The organism is Actinomycetospora sp. ABD4_176 (assembly GCF_056311855.1).
This window is the reverse complement of the sequence record NZ_CM149974.1, coordinates 1,855,026-1,873,206: the sequence shown is the minus strand read 5'-3', so window position 1 is coordinate 1,873,206 and position 18,181 is coordinate 1,855,026. Positions and strand designations below refer to the sequence as shown.

General features: G+C 76.0%; 13 protein-coding genes. 10 read left to right on the top strand and 3 right to left on the bottom strand.

What is annotated here, in order from left to right:
• The first annotated feature begins 54 nt into the window (after positions 1–54).
• Both ACYX4T_RS09165 and miaA read left to right on the top strand, forming a co-directional pair.
• A complete protein-coding gene (locus tag ACYX4T_RS09165; RefSeq protein WP_476014229.1) occupies positions 55–798 on the top strand; it encodes a class III extradiol ring-cleavage dioxygenase family protein in 744 nt (247 codons plus the stop codon).
• Complete coding sequence (gene miaA, locus ACYX4T_RS09160; RefSeq protein WP_476014228.1) at positions 795–1,736, top strand: tRNA (adenosine(37)-N6)-dimethylallyltransferase MiaA; 942 nt, start codon at positions 795–797, stop codon at positions 1,734–1,736. The genes ACYX4T_RS09165 and miaA overlap by 4 nt, the downstream gene beginning before the upstream one ends.
• A 122-nt stretch (positions 1,737–1,858) precedes the next feature.
• On the opposite strand, the gene ACYX4T_RS09155 is transcribed toward miaA, so the two are convergent.
• Complete coding sequence (locus ACYX4T_RS09155; RefSeq protein ID WP_476014227.1) at positions 1,859–3,844, bottom strand: MDR family MFS transporter; 1,986 nt, start codon at positions 3,842–3,844, stop codon at positions 1,859–1,861.
• Positions 3,845–3,909: 65 nt separating this feature from the next.
• Positions 3,910–4,512, bottom strand: coding sequence for a TetR/AcrR family transcriptional regulator (locus ACYX4T_RS09150; RefSeq protein WP_476014226.1), 603 nt, complete (start codon positions 4,510–4,512; stop codon positions 3,910–3,912).
• Positions 4,513–4,601: 89 nt separating this feature from the next.
• Between ACYX4T_RS09150 and dapF the strand changes: the two genes are divergently transcribed.
• The 3 genes from dapF (at position 4,602) to ACYX4T_RS09135 (ending at position 8,134) form a co-directional block, all read left to right on the top strand.
• Positions 4,602–5,453 carry a diaminopimelate epimerase gene (gene dapF, locus ACYX4T_RS09145; protein ID WP_476015220.1) on the top strand — a complete coding sequence of 284 codons (852 nt, stop codon included), beginning with the start codon at positions 4,602–4,604 and terminating at the stop codon, positions 5,451–5,453.
• Positions 5,454–5,513: 60 nt separating this feature from the next.
• A complete protein-coding gene (gene hflX, locus ACYX4T_RS09140) occupies positions 5,514–7,049 on the top strand; it encodes a GTPase HflX (protein WP_476014225.1) in 1,536 nt (511 codons plus the stop codon).
• An 89-nt stretch (positions 7,050–7,138) separates the two neighbouring features.
• Positions 7,139–8,134, top strand: coding sequence for a hypothetical protein (locus ACYX4T_RS09135; RefSeq protein ID WP_476014224.1), 996 nt, complete (start codon positions 7,139–7,141; stop codon positions 8,132–8,134).
• Positions 8,135–8,324: 190 nt separating this feature from the next.
• Here the strand turns inward: ACYX4T_RS09135 and lexA are convergent, their stop codons facing one another.
• A complete protein-coding gene (gene lexA, locus ACYX4T_RS09130) occupies positions 8,325–9,086 on the bottom strand; it encodes a transcriptional repressor LexA (protein ID WP_476014223.1) in 762 nt (253 codons plus the stop codon).
• A gap of 215 nt (positions 9,087–9,301) precedes the next feature.
• Here lexA and ACYX4T_RS09125 point away from each other — a divergent pair, with 215 nt between their 5' ends.
• From ACYX4T_RS09125 to ACYX4T_RS09105, 5 genes are all read left to right on the top strand, one after another.
• On the top strand, positions 9,302–9,940 hold the full coding sequence (locus tag ACYX4T_RS09125) for a hypothetical protein (RefSeq protein ID WP_476014222.1): 639 nt from the start codon (positions 9,302–9,304) through the stop codon (positions 9,938–9,940).
• A gap of 443 nt (positions 9,941–10,383) precedes the next feature.
• Positions 10,384–10,947 carry a transcriptional regulator NrdR gene (gene nrdR, locus ACYX4T_RS09120; RefSeq protein ID WP_476014221.1) on the top strand — a complete coding sequence of 188 codons (564 nt, stop codon included), beginning with the start codon at positions 10,384–10,386 and terminating at the stop codon, positions 10,945–10,947.
• Positions 10,948–11,029: 82 nt separating this feature from the next.
• On the top strand, positions 11,030–13,897 hold the full coding sequence (locus ACYX4T_RS09115; RefSeq protein WP_476014220.1) for a vitamin B12-dependent ribonucleotide reductase: 2,868 nt from the start codon (positions 11,030–11,032) through the stop codon (positions 13,895–13,897).
• A 112-nt stretch (positions 13,898–14,009) separates the two neighbouring features.
• The gene (locus tag ACYX4T_RS09110) at positions 14,010–17,408 is read left to right on the top strand and encodes a BTAD domain-containing putative transcriptional regulator (RefSeq protein WP_476014219.1); all 3,399 of its coding nucleotides are present in this window, start codon (positions 14,010–14,012) and stop codon (positions 17,406–17,408) included.
• A 54-nt stretch (positions 17,409–17,462) separates the two neighbouring features.
• Positions 17,463–18,134 (top strand): hypothetical protein, encoded by a 672-nt coding sequence (locus ACYX4T_RS09105; RefSeq protein WP_476014218.1) that lies wholly within the window; start codon positions 17,463–17,465, stop codon positions 18,132–18,134.
• The last annotated feature ends 47 nt before the right edge of the window (positions 18,135–18,181 follow it).

Sequence of the window (18,181 nt, the reverse complement as noted above, 5' to 3'; positions counted from 1 at the left end):
CAGCGGGAAGCGCCGCACGTGCCGGACCGGCACCGCGCGGATAGCCTCGGCACAGTGATCGTGACGGCGGCGGTGGTGCCCCACCCGCCCCTGCTCGCGGCCGAGCTCGCCGGCGCCGCGGCGGCGGAGACGGCTGCGCTGCGCGCCGCGTGCCGGGCCGTGGCCGGCCTCCTGGCCAGGGCCGGCGGCCGCTGGCTCGCCGTGGGCGCGGGACCGGCGGCGTCGGCGCACCCGCCGGACACGTGCGGCACGTTCGCCGGCTTCGGCGCCGACGTCCGCGTCGCCCTCGCCGGACCGGACCTCCCCGAGGCGGACCCGGCGCGCGCGCCCGACCCCGAGCTGCCGCTGCCGGTGCTCGTCGCCGGGTGGCTGCGGGGCCAGGCGGGGCCGGCCGGCGACGGGGTGCGGATCGACGCCCGCGTCCTGCCGCGCGACACGACCCCCGAGGACGCGCGGCGGGCGGGGGAGGAGCTCGTCGCCGCCGACGGCCACGACGTCCTGCTCGTGCTCGGCGACGGCGCGGCCACCCACACCCCGCGGGCGCCCGGCGCCCTCGACGAGCGCGCCGGGCCCTACGACCGGGTGGTGGCCGACGCGCTGGCCGCCGGGGACGCGGCGGCGCTCGCCGGCCTCGACCCGGCGCTCTCCGACGAGCTGCTCGTCGCCGGGCGGGTGCCGTGGCAGGTGCTCGCGGGGGCCGTGCCGCGCCCGGCCTCGGCGCGCCTCGAGCACACCTCGGCGCCGTACGGGGTCGCGTACCACGTCGCGGTGTGGGAGCTGGGAACCTCGACCGCGTGACCCGCCCGATCGCCCTGCTCGGCCCCACGGCGACCGGCAAGTCCGACCTCGCGCTCGACCTCGCCGACGAGCTGGCGCGCCGGGGGCACGGCGCCGAGGTGGTGAACGCCGACGCGATGCAGCTCTACCGCGGGATGGACGTCGGCACCGCGAAGCTCCCGCCCGACGCCCGGCGCGGGGTGCCCCACCACCTGCTCGACGTCCTCGAGGTCACCGACACCGCCACCGTCGCCGCCTACCAGCGCGACGCCCGCGCCGCGGTCGACGCGATCCGGGAGCGCGGGCGCGTGCCGCTCGTGGTGGGCGGGTCGGGGCTCTACGTGCAGGCGGTCCTCGACGACCTCGATTTCCCCGGCACCGACCCGGCCCTGCGCGCCCGCCTCGACGCCGAGCTCGCCGAGGTCGGCGCGCCGGCTCTGCACGCCCGCCTCGCCGACCGCGACCCGGACGCCGCGCGGACCATCCTCGCCAGCAACGGGCGGCGCATCGTCCGCGCGCTCGAGGTCGTCGAGCTCACCGGTCGCCCGTTCGCGGCGAGCCTCCCTCGCCCCGGCACCCCGCGCCACGACGCGGTGCTGGTGGGCCTCGACCGCGACACCGCGCTGCTCGACGCCCGCATCGCCGAGCGGGTCGACGGGATGCTGGCGGGCGGGCTGGCCGACGAGGTCCGCCGGCTCGCCGCTCGCGGCCTGCGGGAGGGGGCCACGGCGTCGCGGGCGGTGGGCTACCGCGAGGTGCTCGACCACCTCGACGGCACCATCGACCTCGAGGAGGCCCGCCGGCGCACGGTCGTCGCCACCCGCCGGCTGGTGCGCCGCCAGCGCTCGTGGTTCCGGCGCGACGGGCGCGTGCGCTGGCTCGACGCCGACGCCCCGGACCTCGTCGCGACGGTGCTGCGCCTCGCGGATCCGAGCGAAGGGCCCCTTCGCTCGGACTAGATGTCGAGGGGCGACCACCGCCGGTTCCGCCGGGCGCGCTCCCGAGTTGAGCGAAGGGCCCCTTCGCTCGGTCTACTCGAGCGAAGGGGCCCTTCGGTCACCGCTCCCGCTGCGCGCCGGGGCTACCGCTCGGCGGCCAGGGACACCGTCGGGGAGTCGATCGCGTGCCGACCCGGCGCCGCGGGGCCGGTGGCCAGGGCGACGTCCCGGTGCTGCGGGCCGGTGGCCCCGCCGAGCGCCTCGACGTGCGGGGTGCCGCGCCACTGGACGACGAGCAGGTGCGGACGGCCGGGCGCGCCGGCGTACACGGCGTACCGCCCCTCGCGATCGGCGACGGAGCGGCCGAGCTGGCGACCGTCGGCGTCCACCACGGTGAGGACGGCGCGGGTCGCCGGCTCGCCGTCGCCGCACACCGTGCCCGACAGGATCGGGCGCGCCGCGGGCACCGGCGCGGTGGCGAGGCCGGGGTCCGGGTCGTCGGAGCCGGGCAGGGTGGCCGCGCGGGCGTTCGCCCCCGCCGCGGGCGATGCGGTGTCCGCGGCCGCCTCGGCGGCGGTCCGCACCGCGGTCTCCTCGACGTCGATCGTGCGGCGCAGCGGGACCTCGTGCAGGAACAGGATCGCGACCAGCGCGATCAGCGCCAGGGGGGCGGCGGCGAGGAACAGGGTGGCGATGGCGTCGCCGTACGCGTTCTCGATCACCGTCCGGACCGGGGCGGGCAGGGCCGCGAGGTCCGGGATCTGCCCGCCGGACGACGCGGTGGCCGAGGCCGGGATGCCGAGCGCGGCGAGCCCGGAGCTGATCGAGCTCGTGACCTGGTTGCTGAGCAGCGCGCCGAGCGCGGCCACACCGGCGGCGCCGCCGAGCGAGCGGAAGAACGCGACGGTGGAGCTGGCGGCGCCCATCTCGCTCATCGCGACCTGGTTCTGCACGGCGAGCACGAGGTTCTGCTGGGTGGCGCCGACCCCGAGACCGACCATCGCCATGAACACCGCGAGCAGGCCGTAGGGGACGGTGGCGCTGACGAACAGCCCCTCGCCGAGCAGGCCCAGGGTCAGCAGGATGCCGCCGCCGACGAGGTAGGGCTTCCACCGGCCGTAGCGCGTGATCAGCTGGCCGACGATCGTGGAGGCGAGGAACAGCCCGGCGATCATCGGGAGCGTGAGCAGGCCGGCCTCGGTGGCCGTCGCGCCGCGGGCGAGCTGGAAGAACTGCGACAGGTAGACCGTCGAGCCGAACATCGCGACGCCGACGAACAGGCCGGCGACGGTGGCCAGCGCGACCGTCGGGTTGCGGAACAGGTGCAGCGGGACGATCGGCTCGCGCACCCTCGACTCGACGACGACGGCCAGCACGAGGGCCAGCACGCCGCCGCCGACCCAGACCACCGACGACCACGAGGCCCACGCGAACTGGTGCCCGGCGAGCGAGGTCCAGATGAGCAGGGCGGACACGCCGGCCGCGATGAGGACGGCACCGACGTAGTCGATGTGCACCTCGCGCCTGACCGTCGGCACGCTCAGGGTGCGCTGCAGGACGACGAGCGCGACGACCGCGATCGGCACGGTGACGTAGAAGCACCAGCGCCAGCCGATGGTGTCGACGATGACGCCGCCGATGAGCGGGCCACCGACCGTCGCCACGGCCATGATCGCGCCGAGGTAGCCGGAGTACCGGCCGCGCTCGCGCGGCGGGATGATCGCGGCGATCACGACCTGGGCCAGCGCCATGAGCCCGCCCATGCCGAGGCCCTGGACGACGCGGAAACCGATGAGCATCTCGGTGCTCGTCGTCAGGCCGCAGAGCATCGACCCGACGATGAACAGCGTGATCGCGATCTGGACGAGCAGCTTCTTCGAGAAGAGGTCGGCGAGCTTGCCCCAGATCGGCGTGGACGCGGTCATCGCGAGCAGCGACGCCGTGACGACCCACGTGTACTGCGCCTGCGTGCCGCCGAGGTCCGCGAGGATCCGGGGCAGCGCGTTGGACACGATCGTCGAGGACAGGATCGCCACGAACAGGGCCATCAGCAGCCCCGACAGGGCCACGAGGACGTGGCGGGTGGCCGGCGGCTCGGTGGTCGGGGCCGTCGCCGTGGGCGAGGACATGAGGGGTCTCCGGGAGGGGAGCGAGGGGTGGCGGGGTCGGACCGGCGTCGGGCGCGGGCCGGGTGTCACGGACCCGGGGAGGGCGCGTCGCGCAGGCCGGCGGCGAGCAGGTCGATGACGCGGTCGACGACGCCGGCGAGGTCGCCGTGCTCGTCGGACTCGAGCCAGCGGGTGGTGGCCACGCGCATCGCCGCCATGACCGCGGCCGCGGTGACCGCCGGGTAGAGATCCGTCGCGTCGAGGCCGGTGCGCTCGGCGAGGATCGCGGTGAGGCGCCGCTCCGAGGCGGCGTAGGCCGCGAGCTGCTGGGGCACCAGCGACGGCTCGGACTTGACGAGCCGCGCCTGGGCGATCCACTCCCGCGAGCGCGGGGCGTCACCGAGCATCTCGCGCATCACCGCGCGCACCGACTCCAGCACCGGCTCGCCCACGGGGCGAGCGGAGAGGCGCTCGCCCATGTCGCGCGCCCGCTCGACGTCGGCGGCGACGACCGCCTCCTCCTTCGACGAGAAGTAGTTGAAGAAGGTGCGCGGCGAGACGTCGGCGGCCTCGGCGATCTGCTCGACCGTGACCTCGGCGAGCCCGTGGGTGACGGCGAGCTCGAGCGCCGCCGCGCCGAGCGCGCGCCGCGTCCGGAGCTTCTTGCGCTCGCGCAGTCCCGTGGTCACATCGACGACGGTAGTCCGATCTTGCAGTCTTTGCATCTTTGCAGAGTGTGAAGTTGTGCAGCTCACGCAGGAACCGGGCCGTCGCTACGCTGGGCGCCGTGGAGTTCGTCAAGGGGCACGGCACCGAGAACGACTTCGTGCTGCTCCCCGACCCCGACGGCGTGGTCGACCTCGACGACGGTCTCCTCGTGCGCGCGCTCTGTCACCGCCGCCGGGGGATCGGGGCCGACGGGGTGCTGCGCGTGGTCCGCACCGACACGCCGGTCGCCGCGGCCGCGCAGGTCGACGGCGGCGAGGCGACCTGGTTCATGGACTACCGCAACGCCGACGGCTCCCTCGCCGAGATGTGCGGCAACGGCATCCGGGTCTTCGCCCGCTACCTCGTCGCGGCCGGCCTCGCCGCCCCCGGCGCCCACCCCGTCGCCACGCGGGCCGGGACGCGCTGGGTGACCGTCGACCACACCGGCCCGGTCACGGTCGACATGGGCGCGGCCGAGCTCGGGCCCTCGTCGACGACGGTCCTCGGTGGGGCCGGCGGCCCGGAGCTCGACGGTGTCGCGGTCGACGTCGGGAACCCGCACCTCGCGTGCGTGACCACCACCGCGCTCGAGGTCCTCGACCTCACCCGGGCCCCCGCGTACGACCGCTCGCTGTTCCCCCACGGCGTCAACGTCGAGGTGCTGACGCCCCTGGTCGACGGCGCGGTGCGGCTGCGGGTGCACGAGCGCGGGTCCGGCGAGACGCGCTCCTGCGGCACGGGCACCGTCGCCGGGGCCGTCGCGGCCCTCCACGCCGCCGGTCGCGGCACCGGCACCGTCAGCGTCGACACCCCCGGCGGCATGCTGCTCGTGGGCGTCGACGGGGCCACGACCACGTTGACCGGACCCGCCGAGCTCGTCGCGCGCGGGACGTGGGGCGCGCCGGTGGCCGCGGGCGTCTGACGCCGCCAGGCGTTTTCCGGTGGTCCTCGCCTCGGGGGTCGTGGAACCATGGACGGCGACATGACAGAACCCGCACCGCAGGACCCCCGCACGCCGACGACCCGCGTCCCGACGGGCCGTCGCGACCGCAGCAGCGACATCCGGCTCGGCACCCCGCTCGATGCCGCCGCCGAGGACGATCGGTACGGCGAGCCCACCGGTGGCGCGCTCGACCTCGAGGAGCGCACGAGCCTGCGGCGCGTCCCGGGCCTGTCCGGGTCGTCCACCGAGCTCACCGACGTCACCGAGGTCGAGTACCGGCAGCTGCGCCTCGAGCGGGTCGTGCTCATCGGCGTGTGGACGCAGGGCACCTCCCGCGAGGCCGACGCCTCGCTCGTCGAGCTGGCCCGCCTCGCCGAGACCGCGGGCTCCGAGGTGCTCGACGGCCTCATCCAGCGCCGCCAGACGCCCGACCCCGGCACGTTCGTCGGCTCGGGCAAGGTGGTCGAGCTCCGCGAGACGGTGCAGGCCACCGGCGCCGACACCGTCATCTGCGACGGCGAGCTCTCGCCCGGTCAGCTGCGCAACCTCGAGGAGAAGCTCAAGGTCAAGGTCGTGGACCGGACCGCGCTGATCCTCGACATCTTCGCCCAGCATGCGAGCTCCCGGGAGGGCAAGGCCCAGGTCGAGCTGGCCCAGCTGCGCTACTTCCTGCCCCGCCTGCGCGGCTGGGGCGAGTCCCTGTCCCGGCAGGGCGGCGGCGCCGGCGGTGGGGGCGGCGCGGGCGGCGGCGGCGTCGGCACCCGCGGCCCCGGTGAGACCAAGCTCGAGACCGACCGCCGTCGCATCCACCGGCGCATCGCCAAGCTGCGCCGCGAGATCGAGGGGATGTCGACGGTCCGCGACACCAAGCGCGGGCGCCGGCACCGTCGCGCCGTGCCGTCGGTCGCGATCGCCGGCTACACCAACGCGGGCAAGTCGAGCCTGCTCAACGCGATCACCGACGCCGGGGTGCTGGTCCAGGACGCGCTCTTCGCGACCCTCGACCCGACGACCCGGCGCTGGGAGACCGGGGACGGGCGGGAGGTCACGCTGACCGACACCGTCGGCTTCGTGCGCCACCTGCCCCACCAGCTCGTCGACGCCTTCCGCTCCACGCTGGAGGAGGTCGCCGAGGCCGACCTGCTGCTCCACGTCGTCGACGGCTCCGACCCCTCGGCGCAGGACCAGATCGCGGCGGTGCGGCAGGTGATCGGCGAGCTGGACTCGCCGGCGCCGCCGGAGCTGCTCGTCGTCAACAAGGTCGACGCCGCCGAGCCGATGGCCCTGGCCGAGCTGCGCGGGGCCCTGCCCGGCGCGGTGTTCGTCTCGGCGCGCACCGGCGAGGGGCTCGGCCGGCTGCGGGCGCGCCTCGCCGAGGAACTGCCCCACCCCGACGTCGAGCTCGAGGTCGTGCTGCCCTACACCGAGGGCGGGCTGGTCGCCCGCGCCCACGCCGACGGCGAGGTGCTCGCCGAGCGCCACACCCCCGAGGGCACGGTGCTGCACGCGCGGGTCGACGAGGAGCTCGCGGCCGCCCTGCGCGCGGCCGCGGTCGACCCCGCCCGCGTGCCCTGAGCGTCCCCGCCCGCCGCCCCGCCCGCCGGCTCGCCCTCGTCCTGCTGGCGGTCGCCGGCCTGTCGGGGGTCCTGCTCGCGACGCCCGGGGTGGCCGCGGCGGCCCCGCAGGTTCGGTGCACCCTGTCCGACCCCCGGCTGGCCGAGGCGTCGGGGCTGGTCGCGGACGCGGCCGGCGGTGGCTCGTCGATCGGGTACGCGGTCGTCAACGACAGCGGCAACCCGAGCACCGTGTACCGGCTCGACGACGAGTGCGCGGTGGTCGGCGAGACCGAGGTGTCCGTGCAGGGCCGCGACGTCGAGGACCTCGCGCGCGGAGCCGACGGGTCGCTGTGGCTCGCGGACATCGGGGACAACGGGCGGCGGCGCGCGACGGTGGCGATCCTGCGGGTGGGGCCGGGCGGCACCACGGTCACGCGGCTGACCTACCCGGACGGCCCGCACGACGCCGAGTCGCTGCTGCTGCCCGCCGACGACCGCCCGGTGATCGTCACCAAGGACCTCGGCGGGCGCAGCGGCGTCTACGTCGCCGCGGAGCCGGCGGGCGGGGGCGGCACGGGGACGCTGCGGCGGGCCGGCGAGGTCGTCGTGCCCGGCGAGGCGATCACGACGCTGGGCTCGGGCAGCTACACCGGCGGCGCGATCTCCGCCGACGGCCGGGTCGTCGCGCTGCGGACCTACGCCGACGCCTGGCTCTACCCGGCGCCCGCGGGGACGGCGACGGCCGAGGACGTCGTGGCCGCGCTGCGCGGGACGCCGGTGCGGGTGCCGCTGCCGGGCGAGGTGCAGGGCGAGGCGATCGCCTTCGCGCTGGACGGCACCCTGCTCTCCACGAGCGAGACGCCGTCGGGGCAGCCGGCGGCGCCGCTGCACGCGGTGCCGGACGCGGCGGGGCTGGTGGGGGACGCGCCGTCGGCGGGAGCCGCGACCGTCCTGGCGCCCGACCCGGCGGCCGCCCCGGGCGAGGACGGTGCCCGGGCCGGCGTCCCCGAGCCCCTGCGCAGCATCGGCGTGGTCGTCGCCGTCGCGGTGGGCGCGGGCCTGCTCGTGGGCGTTGTGGCGCTGCTCCGGCGGCGTCGGGGCTGACGGTCCCCTCGAACGACGCTCGTGACACTCCGGAGAGATCGATCTGGAGAGCATGCCCCGCCACGGCGCCGCCGGCCGCGGGCTCCGGCCGCGCCCGGGGTCGACGACGAGCCGGCGCGGGGTCGTCGGTCCGGCCGGCATCGTCGCCTGTGGTGAACCAGGGCAAGCCGGGACGCGGTGAGACGGGACTCTACAGCCGGCGCAGGACCGCGACGACCTTGCCCAGCACCGTGGCGTCCTCGCCGGGGATGGGCTCGTAGTCGACGTTGTGGGGCAGCAGCCAGACCCGCCCGTCCTTGCGCTTGAACGTCTTCACCGTGGCCTCGCCGTCGATCATCGCGGCGACGATCTCCCCGTTGTCGGCGACGGGCTGCTGGCGCACGACCACCCAGTCGCCGTCGGTGATGGCGGCGTCGACCATCGAGTCGCCGGCGACGCGCAGGAGAAACAGCGACCCCTCGCCGACCAGCTCGCGAGGTAGCGGGAAGACCTCCTCCACGGCCTGCTCGGCGAGGATCGGCCCACCGGCGGCGATCCGGCCGACGACCGGCACGAAGGTCGGGGCCGGCCGGTCGGCGCGGATCTCCTCGGTGTGGTCCGGCGCCTCGGCGCCGGCGCCCTCGAGCTCCTCGGGCAGCCGCACGTCCAGCGCGCGCGGGCGGTTGGGGTCGCGGCGCAGGTAGCCCTTCTTCTCGAGCGTGCGCATCTGGTGGGCCACCGAGGACGTCGAGGTGAGCCCGACCGCGTCCCCGATCTCGCGCACGCTCGGCGGGTAGCCGTTGCGCTCGACGTGGTCGCGGATGACCTCGAGCACCTTGCGCTGCCGCGGCGTGAGCCCGGGCGACGCGTCGGCGTCGGCGGGCTCCGGGAACGGGTGGACCCGGGCGGCGACGACGGCGTCGGTCGCCACCGGCTCCTCGGGGGCGTTCGGCCCCTGGGGCGTGCGTGCCATCGCCGTGTCCTTTCCGACGTCGTCCCGCGGCGCCCGAGGGGTCGTCGCGCCCGCCGGGTGGCGGGGGGTTCGACGGCGAAGCTAGCGCCGAGCACCGACGGGATCAAACACGTGTTCGAACGACACGCCGGTCGATGCGTCGACGTTGTCGGGGGTCGATGCTAGACATCGCACACGCGTTCGATCGAACGCGTGTGCGAGTCGAGGAGGTCGACATGTCCGTGGGGACGACCGGTCCGCGGGGCCGCTGCGACGTCGAGGTGCCGGGCGCGCGCGAGGAGGCCGCGGGTGGCGGGGGGCCGGTGCCCCCGGTGGGTGCGGTGGGCCCGGTGGGCGCGGTGGCCCCCGCCGTCCGTCCCGCCCTCCGTCCCGCCGGCCGCCCGCTGCCCGCGGGCTCCCGTCCGGCCCGGCCCGCCGGCCCCGACGACGTCCGGGGCCCGGTCCGCCCCGCCGGGCGGCGCAGCCCCGCCGCGCTGCCCCCGGTGCGCCCGCGGGTCGCCGGTGGGGGTGGGGCGCGCCGCGTCGAGGTCCCGCCGGCCGTCGCTCCCGCGGTGCTGCGCCGCCGCCGCCTCGCCGCCGTGGTGGTGCTGGGTGTCCTGCTCGGCGTGCTGGTCGGGGTCCTCGCCGGGCTGGTCGTCCCGTCCACCGCGCCCGGCGCCGCCGTGACGCCGGTGCCCGCGGGCACCGCCGTGGCCGTCGTCGGCGCGGGGGAGTCGCTCACCGACGTCGCGGGGCGCGTCGCCCCCGGCGCCGACACCGGCGCGGTCGTCGCCCGTATCCGCGAGCTCAACGGGATGGCGGGCGCGTCGTCCCTCGCCCCCGGTCGGCCCCTCGTGGTGCCCTCGGCGGGCTGACCCGCGCAGCTCGCCCCGCGGCCGCCCGCCCGTGTCGCGGCGCCGCCACCCACTCGGGCACCGCGCGCCCCCCGTTCCCCACCGCGGGTCCGCCCGACCGGACGTGACGCCCGCTCGGCGCCCCGGTGTCCGGGCACCGTCCGGGGAGTTGCATCGCCTGTCCGCGCGTCGCTACCGTCCCACCCCAACATCTAGTGGTTACACTGGTGTAGTTAGTCCACAGCTTGTGCACACCGGTGAGGGGCTCTCCACAGGGTCCTCCACCGCACGACGGTGGTGCTCCACCGGTCGGGCCGCTCGATCCACGGACCGGGCCCGGTGATCCCCAGTTCCGTCCCCAGGGACGGCGGGGACCCGGGCGGCGATCCCCAGGGTCGGGCGGTGATCCCCAGGGATGGGGACAACCCGGCCGGCGGACGACGACGAGGGAGGGGGAGGTCGACATGCGGTGCCCGTTCTGCCGGCACGCCGACTCCCGCGTCGTCGACTCGCGCGAGGCGGACGAGGGGCAGGCGATCCGGCGACGCCGGTCGTGCTCGTCGTGCGGCAAACGTTTCACCACCGTCGAGGAGCCCGTGCTCGCCGTGCTCAAGCGCAGCGGGGTCACCGAGCCGTTCAGCCGCGACAAGGTCGTGCGCGGTGTGGCCCGGGCCTGCCAGGGCCGTCCCGTCGACACCGATGCGCTGGCCCAGCTGGCGCACCGGGTCGAGGAGACGATCCGCGCCGCGGGCACCGCCGAGGTGCCCAGCCAGGAGGTCGGCATGGCCATCCTGGGGCCGCTGCGCGAGCTCGACGAGGTCGCCTACCTGCGGTTCGCCAGCGTCTACCGCAACTTCTCGTCGGTGGCGGACTTCGAGGCCGAGATCGCCGACCTGCGCTGCTCGCGAGAGGCAGCCGGCGCTCCCGACGGCGCTCCCGACGGCACTGTCGGGGGTCGGCGCGAGACTGCGGGGGCGACGGCGGGCGAGACGGCGCGGGACGCCGCGGGAGCACGGGCCGGGGACTGACGGTCGGGGAATCACAGTGACGGCCCGGAGCGTGGGGAAGCGCCGCCGGTTCGCCGCGAACGACGAACAAGGGATGACACCGATGACGGAGACCGTCGGCACCACGTCCGAGGAGTCGGACACCGCCGCACCGCGGCGGGGCCTGACCATCGAGCGTGTGCACACCACGCCCGGCGTCCACCCGTACGACGAGGTCGTGTGGGAGCGCCGTGACGTGGTGATGACGAACTGGCGCGACGGCTCGGTCAACTTCGAGCAGCGGGGCGTCGAGTTCCCGCAGTCGTGGTCGGTGAACGCCGTCAACATCGTCACCAGCAAGTACTTCCGCGGGGCGCTGGGCACCGAGGCGCGCGAGTCGAGCCTGCGCCAGCTCATCGACCGCGTGGTGCGCACCTACACCGAGGCCGGCTCGCAGCACGGGTACTTCGCGACGCCCGAGGACGCCGAGCTGTTCTCCCACGAGCTGACCTGGATGCTGCTGCACCAGTACTTCAGCTTCAACTCGCCGGTGTGGTTCAACGTCGGCACGAGCTCGCCGCAGCAGGTCAGCGCCTGCTTCATCCTGTCGGTGGACGACACGATGGAGTCGATCCTCAACTGGTACCGCGAGGAGGGGCTGATCTTCAAGGGCGGCTCCGGCGCCGGCCTCAACCTCTCGCGCATCCGCTCCTCGAAGGAGCTGCTGTCCTCGGGCGGCACGGCCTCGGGCCCCGTCTCGTTCATGCGCGGCGCCGACGCCTCGGCCGGCACCATCAAGTCGGGCGGGGCCACGCGCCGCGCCGCGAAGATGGTCGTGCTCGACGTCGACCACCCCGACGTCGCCGACTTCGTCGCCACCAAGCGCGACGAGGAGCGCAAGATCCGGGTGCTGCGTGACGCCGGGTTCGACATGGACCTCGGCGGGTCGGACATCACGTCGGTCCAGTACCAGAACGCCAACAACTCGGTCCGGGTCTCCGACGAGTTCATGCGCGCGGTGCAGTCGGGCGGCGAGTTCGGGCTGCGCGCCCGCACGACGGGCGAGGTCGTCGACACCGTCGACGCCAAGAAGCTCTTCCGCAGCATGGCCGAGGCCGCGTGGGAGTGCGCCGACCCGGGCCTGCAGTACGACGACACCATCAACGACTGGCACACCTCGCCGGAGTCCGGGCGTATCACCGCGTCCAACCCGTGCTCGGAGTACCTGCACCTGGACAACTCCAGCTGCAACCTCGCCTCGCTGAACCTCATGAAGTTCCTCGACGACGACAACGCGTTCCGCGTCGACGACTTCGTGCGCTCGGTCGAGCTGGTCATCACCGCGATGGACATATCGATCTGCTTCGCGGACTTCCCCACCGAGTCGATCGGCGAGACGACGCGCGCCTTCCGCCAGCTCGGCATCGGCTACGCCAACCTCGGCGCGCTGCTCATGGCCACCGGCCGGGCCTACGACTCCGAGGGCGGGCGCGCGCTCGCGGCGTCGATCACCTCGCTGATGACCGGCACGGCCTACCGCCGCTCCGCCGAGCTCGCCGGCGCGGTCGCGCCGTACGACGGCTACGCCCGCAACGCCGACGCCCACCGCCGGGTCATGCGCAAGCACGCCGCCGCGAACGACGCGATCCGCACGATGCACCGCGAGGACGCCCGCATCCGCGACGCGGCCACCGAGCAGTGGCAGACCGGGCTCGAGGTCGGTGCCCGCAGCGGCTGGCGCAACGCCCAGGCCAGCGTCCTCGCCCCCACCGGCACCATCGGCTTCATGATGGACTGCGACACCACCGGGGTGGAGCCGGACTTCTCGCTGGTCAAGTTCAAGAAGCTGGTCGGCGGCGGCTCGATGCAGATCGTCAACCAGACCATCCCGCGCGCCCTCGACGTGCTCGGCTATCAGGCCGAGCAGAGCGAGGCGATCGTCGAGTACATCGCCGAGCACGGCCACGTCATCGACGCCCCGGGGCTGCGCCCCGAGCACTACGAGGTCTTCGACTGCGCGATGGGCCAGCGCTCGATCGCGCCGATGGGCCACGTGCGGATGATGGCCGCGGTCCAGCCGTTCATCTCCGGCGCGATCTCCAAGACGGTCAACATGCCCGAGCAGGCCTCGGTCGAGGACGTCGAGGAGATCTACTTTGAGTCCTGGAAGCTGGGGCTCAAGGCCCTCGCGATCTACCGCGACAACTGCAAGGTCGGCCAGCCCCTGTCCACCGGGAAGACGAGCGGGTCCACCGCCGAGTCGACCTCCGGTCAGGAGGTCGCCGCGGCCGACCCGCGCCCGGTGCGCAAGCGCCTGCCGAAGAAGCGCCCGAGCGAGACCGTGTCGTTCACGGTGGCCGGCGCCGAGGGCTACATGACCGCGGGTTCCTACCCCGACGACGGCCTGGGCGAGATCTTCGTCAAGATGTCGAAGCAGGGCTCGACGCTTGCCGGCGTCATGGACGCGTTCTCGATGGCCATCTCGATCGCGCTGCAGTACGGCGTGCCGCTGGAGACCTACGTCTCCAAGTTCGTCAACATGCGCTTCGAGCCGGCGGGCATGACCGACGACCCCGACGTCCGGATGGCCACGAGCGTCGTCGACTACCTGTTCCGCCGCATCGCGCTCGACCACCTGCCCTACGAGAAGCGCGCCCAGCTGGGCATCTTCTCCGCGGACGAGCGCTCGGCCCAGGTCGCGGCCACCGACTACGGCACCGGTGCGCCCGCCGCGCCGGGCGCAGCGGCCCCGACCGCGGAGCCGGTCGACGTCGAGTCGCTGCGCACCTCGGTGGACGTCACGCCGGCCGAGGAGGGCCCGCGGGACCGCCGCAAGGCCGACGTCTCGGTGGGCAGCTCCACCGAGCTGCTCGAGCTGCAACAGGGCAAGGCGGCCGACGCGCCGTTGTGCCTGACCTGCGGCACGAAGATGCGGCCCGCCGGGTCCTGCTACGTCTGCGAGGGCTGCGGCTCCACCAGCGGCTGCAGCTAGTACTCCACCACCGGCTCGCTCCCCGGCCCGCACGAGGGGCGCCCCGTCCGTCACCGGAGGAGGCGCCCCTCGTGCCGGGGTGGCACGAGGATGATCGCCGTAGCCTGGTCGCGTGCTGGAGATCGGCGTGCTGGGGGAGGTACGGGCGCACCTCGACGGGCGGCGTCTCGACCTCGGCGGACCCCGCCAGCGCGCGGTGCTCGCCCTGCTCGTGGCCGCGGGCGGATCGGTGGTGCCGACCGAGCGGTTCGTCGAGGACCTGTGGGCGGGCGAGCCACCGCCGCGGGCGATCGGCGCCCTGCAGGCCTACGTCTCCCACCTACGACGGGTGCTCGAGCCCGACCGCGCCCCGCGACGCCCCGCGACCGTGCTGGTCAGCGCCGCGCCGGGCTACCGGCTCGCCCTCCCCGTCGAGGCGGTCGACGCCTGGCACCACGTCGCCCTCGTCACCGCGGCCCGCCGGGCGCTCGGGGCGGGCGACGCGACCGGCGCGCTCGCCCACCTCGAGCACGCGCGGACCCGCTGGACGGGCCCGCCCTACGCCGCGTCCGCCGACCAGCCGTGGGCCGCGGCCGAGATCGAGCGGCTGGCCGGCGTCCGCGTCGCCGCGGCCGAGCTCGGCGGCGAGGCCGCGATCGCGGCGGGCCGCCCCGACGAGGCGGTCGCCGATCTCGAGGCCGTCCTGCGGGACGACCCCCTGCGCGAGCGGACCGCCGCCGTGCTCGCCCGCACCCTCGCCGCGGCCGGGCGCCAGCACGACGCGCTCGCCGTCCTCCGCGCCACCCGCGATCGCCTCGTCGAGGAGCTCGGCGTCGACCCGGGCGCAGACCTCCGCGCCGCCGAGGGCGCCGTCCTCGCCGGTGACGGCGGTCGACATCCTCGCCAGGCGCTCTCCGAGGCCCTCGCCGCCGGAGCGAACGGGACCATCGCGCGCGTAGAAGCAGCGAACGGCGCGTTCGCGGCACCGGACCCCGCGACCGCGCAGCCGCCCCGCGGTGTGAACGGGGAGTTCGCGCGCCTAGAAGCAGCGAGCAGCGCGTTCGCTGCACCCGATCGGGACACCGACCTGCCCGGCGTGTTCCTCGGTCGCGCCGCCGAGCGGGAGCGCCTCCACCGCGCGGCGCGGGTGACGGGGCCGGGCGCGACCGTCGTGTGGGTCGAGGGCGCGGCGGGCAGCGGCAAGTCCGCGCTCCTCGAGCAGGTGGCGGGCGAGCTGGCGGCGGAGGGGGCGGGGATGCTGCGCGCGCGGTGCTCGGAGGTTGACGGAGCCCCGCCCGGGTGGGCGTGGCGCGACCTGCTCACCCGCTCGGCGGGCACCTCGGCCGCGGCCCGCGACGCCTTCACGCTCGCCGGCGACCTCGCGGCCGTGCTGGACACCGCGCGCGGGGACGGGCTCGGCGTGCTGGTGGTCGACGACCTCCACCGCGCCGACGGCGAGACCCTGCAGGTCCTGCGCCACCTCGTGACGACGTCCGCGGCCCCGCTGCTGGTGCTCGCCGGGTTCCGGGACGACGAGGTGTCCGACGACCTCGCGCGCACCCTCGCGCTGCTGGCCGGCCGCACCGCCGACCGGGTCGCGCTCGCCGGGCTCGACGAGGCCTCCGCCCGGGCCCTGCTCCGGCGCGCCGCGGGACGCGAGCTGCCCGAGCCGATCTGGCGCACGCTGGTCGAGCGCGCCGCGGGCCACGCCCTGTTCCTCGGCCAGCTCGGGCGCCTCGTCGCGTCCGAGGGCGTCGAGGTGGCCGCCCGCGGGGTGCCGGCCGGGGTGCGCGAGGTGCTCGACCGGCGCATCGAGCGTCTCCCGGCGCGCGCCGTGGCGACGCTGACCCGGGCGGCGGTGCTCGGCCGCGACGTCGACGTCGACCTGCTGCTCGCGGTCGACGCGCTGCGGGGCGGGCTCGCCGACGACGACCTGCTCGACGACCTCGACACCGCCCTCGTCACGGGGCTGCTCGTCGAGCGGCCGGAGGGCGGGCTGCGGTTCGGGCACGCCCTGATCCGTGACGTCTTCGCCGCGCGCACGCCGCCGATGCGCCGCGCCCGGATGCACCTCGCGCTGCTGGACGTCCTCGAGCGCTGCCACCCCGGCCGGGTGCACGCGCTGGCGCACCACGCCGAGGTCGCCCTGTCCACGACGACCGCTCCCCGGGCGCGCGGCCACCTCGAGCGCGGCGCGCGGGACGCCCGGGCGGCCGGGGCGGTCGACGACGCCGTGCGCTGGTGGCGGGCGGTGCTGCGCGCGCACGAGCTGGGCGCCGGCACGCCGGAGGGTCGCGTGGAGGCCCGCAGCGAGCTGGTCGGCGCCCTGGCCGCGAGCGGGGACCTCGTGGCGGCACGCGCCGAGCGGGCCCGGGCGGTGGCCGAGGCGTCAGCGCTCGGCGACCTGGCCGCGGAGGCCCGGGCGTGGCGCTGGGACGTCGCCACGCTGTGGGGCACCCGACCGAGCGACGAGGACAACGCCCCGGCCGTCGCGCGCGTGCAGGAGCTGCTCGAGGCCGTGGACCCCACCGACCGGGCGCTGCGCGTCGAGCTCCTGCTGGCGCTGGCCCACGAGTGCGAGCCGTGGCTGCTGGAGGTGGGGCGGCCCGCCGCGGTCGAGGCGCTGACGACCGCCCGCGACCTCGGTGACCCGCGGCTGCTGTGCCGGGCGCTCAACGTCGCGTACCTGCACACGTTCGCCGTCCCCGACCCGGACCACCACCGCCGCACCGGCGAGGAGATGCTCGCGCTGGCGACCCGCGCGGGCCTGACCGAGCACCGCGCACTCGCGCACCTCGTGCTCTCGGCCGAGGCGGTGGGGCGCGGCGCACCCGGCGAGGCCCGCCGCCACCTCGACGGCGCGGCGGCGGCGGCGACCGGCGGTCAGCTGCCGGTGCTGCTGCTGTCGATCGCCCTGTTCGAGGCGACGCTCGACCTCGTCGCCGGCCGCACCGACGCCGCGCACGCCGCGTTCGACGACCTCACGGCCCGCCTCGCCGCCACCGGCGACCCCAACGGGCGGGCGATCCGCGCCTGGGCGATGACCACGCTCGCGGTCGCCGCGGGCGACGCCGCACCGATGCTCGCCGATCTCGAGGACATCGCCACGCGTGACGCCCCGGCCGTCGCGGTCCTGCTCGTGCACGCCCGACTCGACGCCGGGCTCGAGGACCGTGCCCGGGCGGGCTGGCCGATCCCGCGACGGCCGCGCGAGGGGACGTGGCTCCTGGACACCGCGCTGCAGTGCCTCGCCGCTGCGCGCCTCGGCGACGCCGCCGTCCTCGGCCGCACCCGCGCCGACCTCGCGCCGTGGCGCGGTCGGCTGGTGCACACCGTCAACGGCCAGCTCGTGCTCGGCCCCGTGGACCTCGTCCTCGCCCGCGCCGCGCTGGCCGCGGGGGAGCCCGGGGACGCGGCGGCCGCCCTGGACCGCGCCGAGACCCTCGCCGCGCGCCTCGACGCCCCGCACTGGCGTGCCGAGGTCGCGACCCTGCGCCGGCGTCTGCAAGTCGCTCGCAAGGACGGAGCGTGAGGGTGATCCCCGTCAGGGCGGCCATGAGGGTCGTCCGCGGACCGGGAGGCCCCCATGATCGTCTCGCGTCGTCTCGTCCACGTCCTCGGCGCGTCCGCGCTCGGCCTGTCCGGCCTGACCGGGCTCGCCGGCGGCGTCCTCCACCCCGTCGTGGACGGGCAGTCGCACTCCCCGGCCTCGCTGACCGCCCCGGGCGGTCCACCGGCCTACCTGCTGCTCTACGGGGGTGCCGTGCTGCTCATGCTCGGCCTGCCCGCCGCCTACGCCTGGCTCGCCCCGCGGGTCGGCCTGCTCGGGCTCGTCGGGTTCGGCCTCTACATGATCGGGAACGCGCTGGGCGCGCAGTCGCACCTCGTCGTCGAGGGCTTCGTCGCCCGCGACGTGGCGGCCCGTGCCCCCGAGCTGGTGCCCGCGGACGGCTCGATCCTCGACGCCCCGTCCTTCACCACGCTGCAGGTCGTCGGGGGTCTCACCTTCGTGGCCGGGGTGCTCCTCGTCGGTGTCGCGCTGCTCGTCCACCGGCCCGTGGGGCGCTGGGTCGGCGTGGCGTTCGTGCTCTCGGCGCTCGGGGTGCTCGTGCCGCTGCCCGAGGCCCCGGTGCTGACCGGCCTGCAGGTCGAGCTGTTCGAGGCCGTCGCCACCGTCGGCCTGGCCCTCGCCATGCTGGCCGCCGCCCGTCGCCCCGCGCCGCTGGCCGACGCCCATGCGCCCGCTCTCGCCGGCTGAGCCCACCGGGGAGCGAGGGACGCCTCCGCTGCGTGCCACGCAGCCGA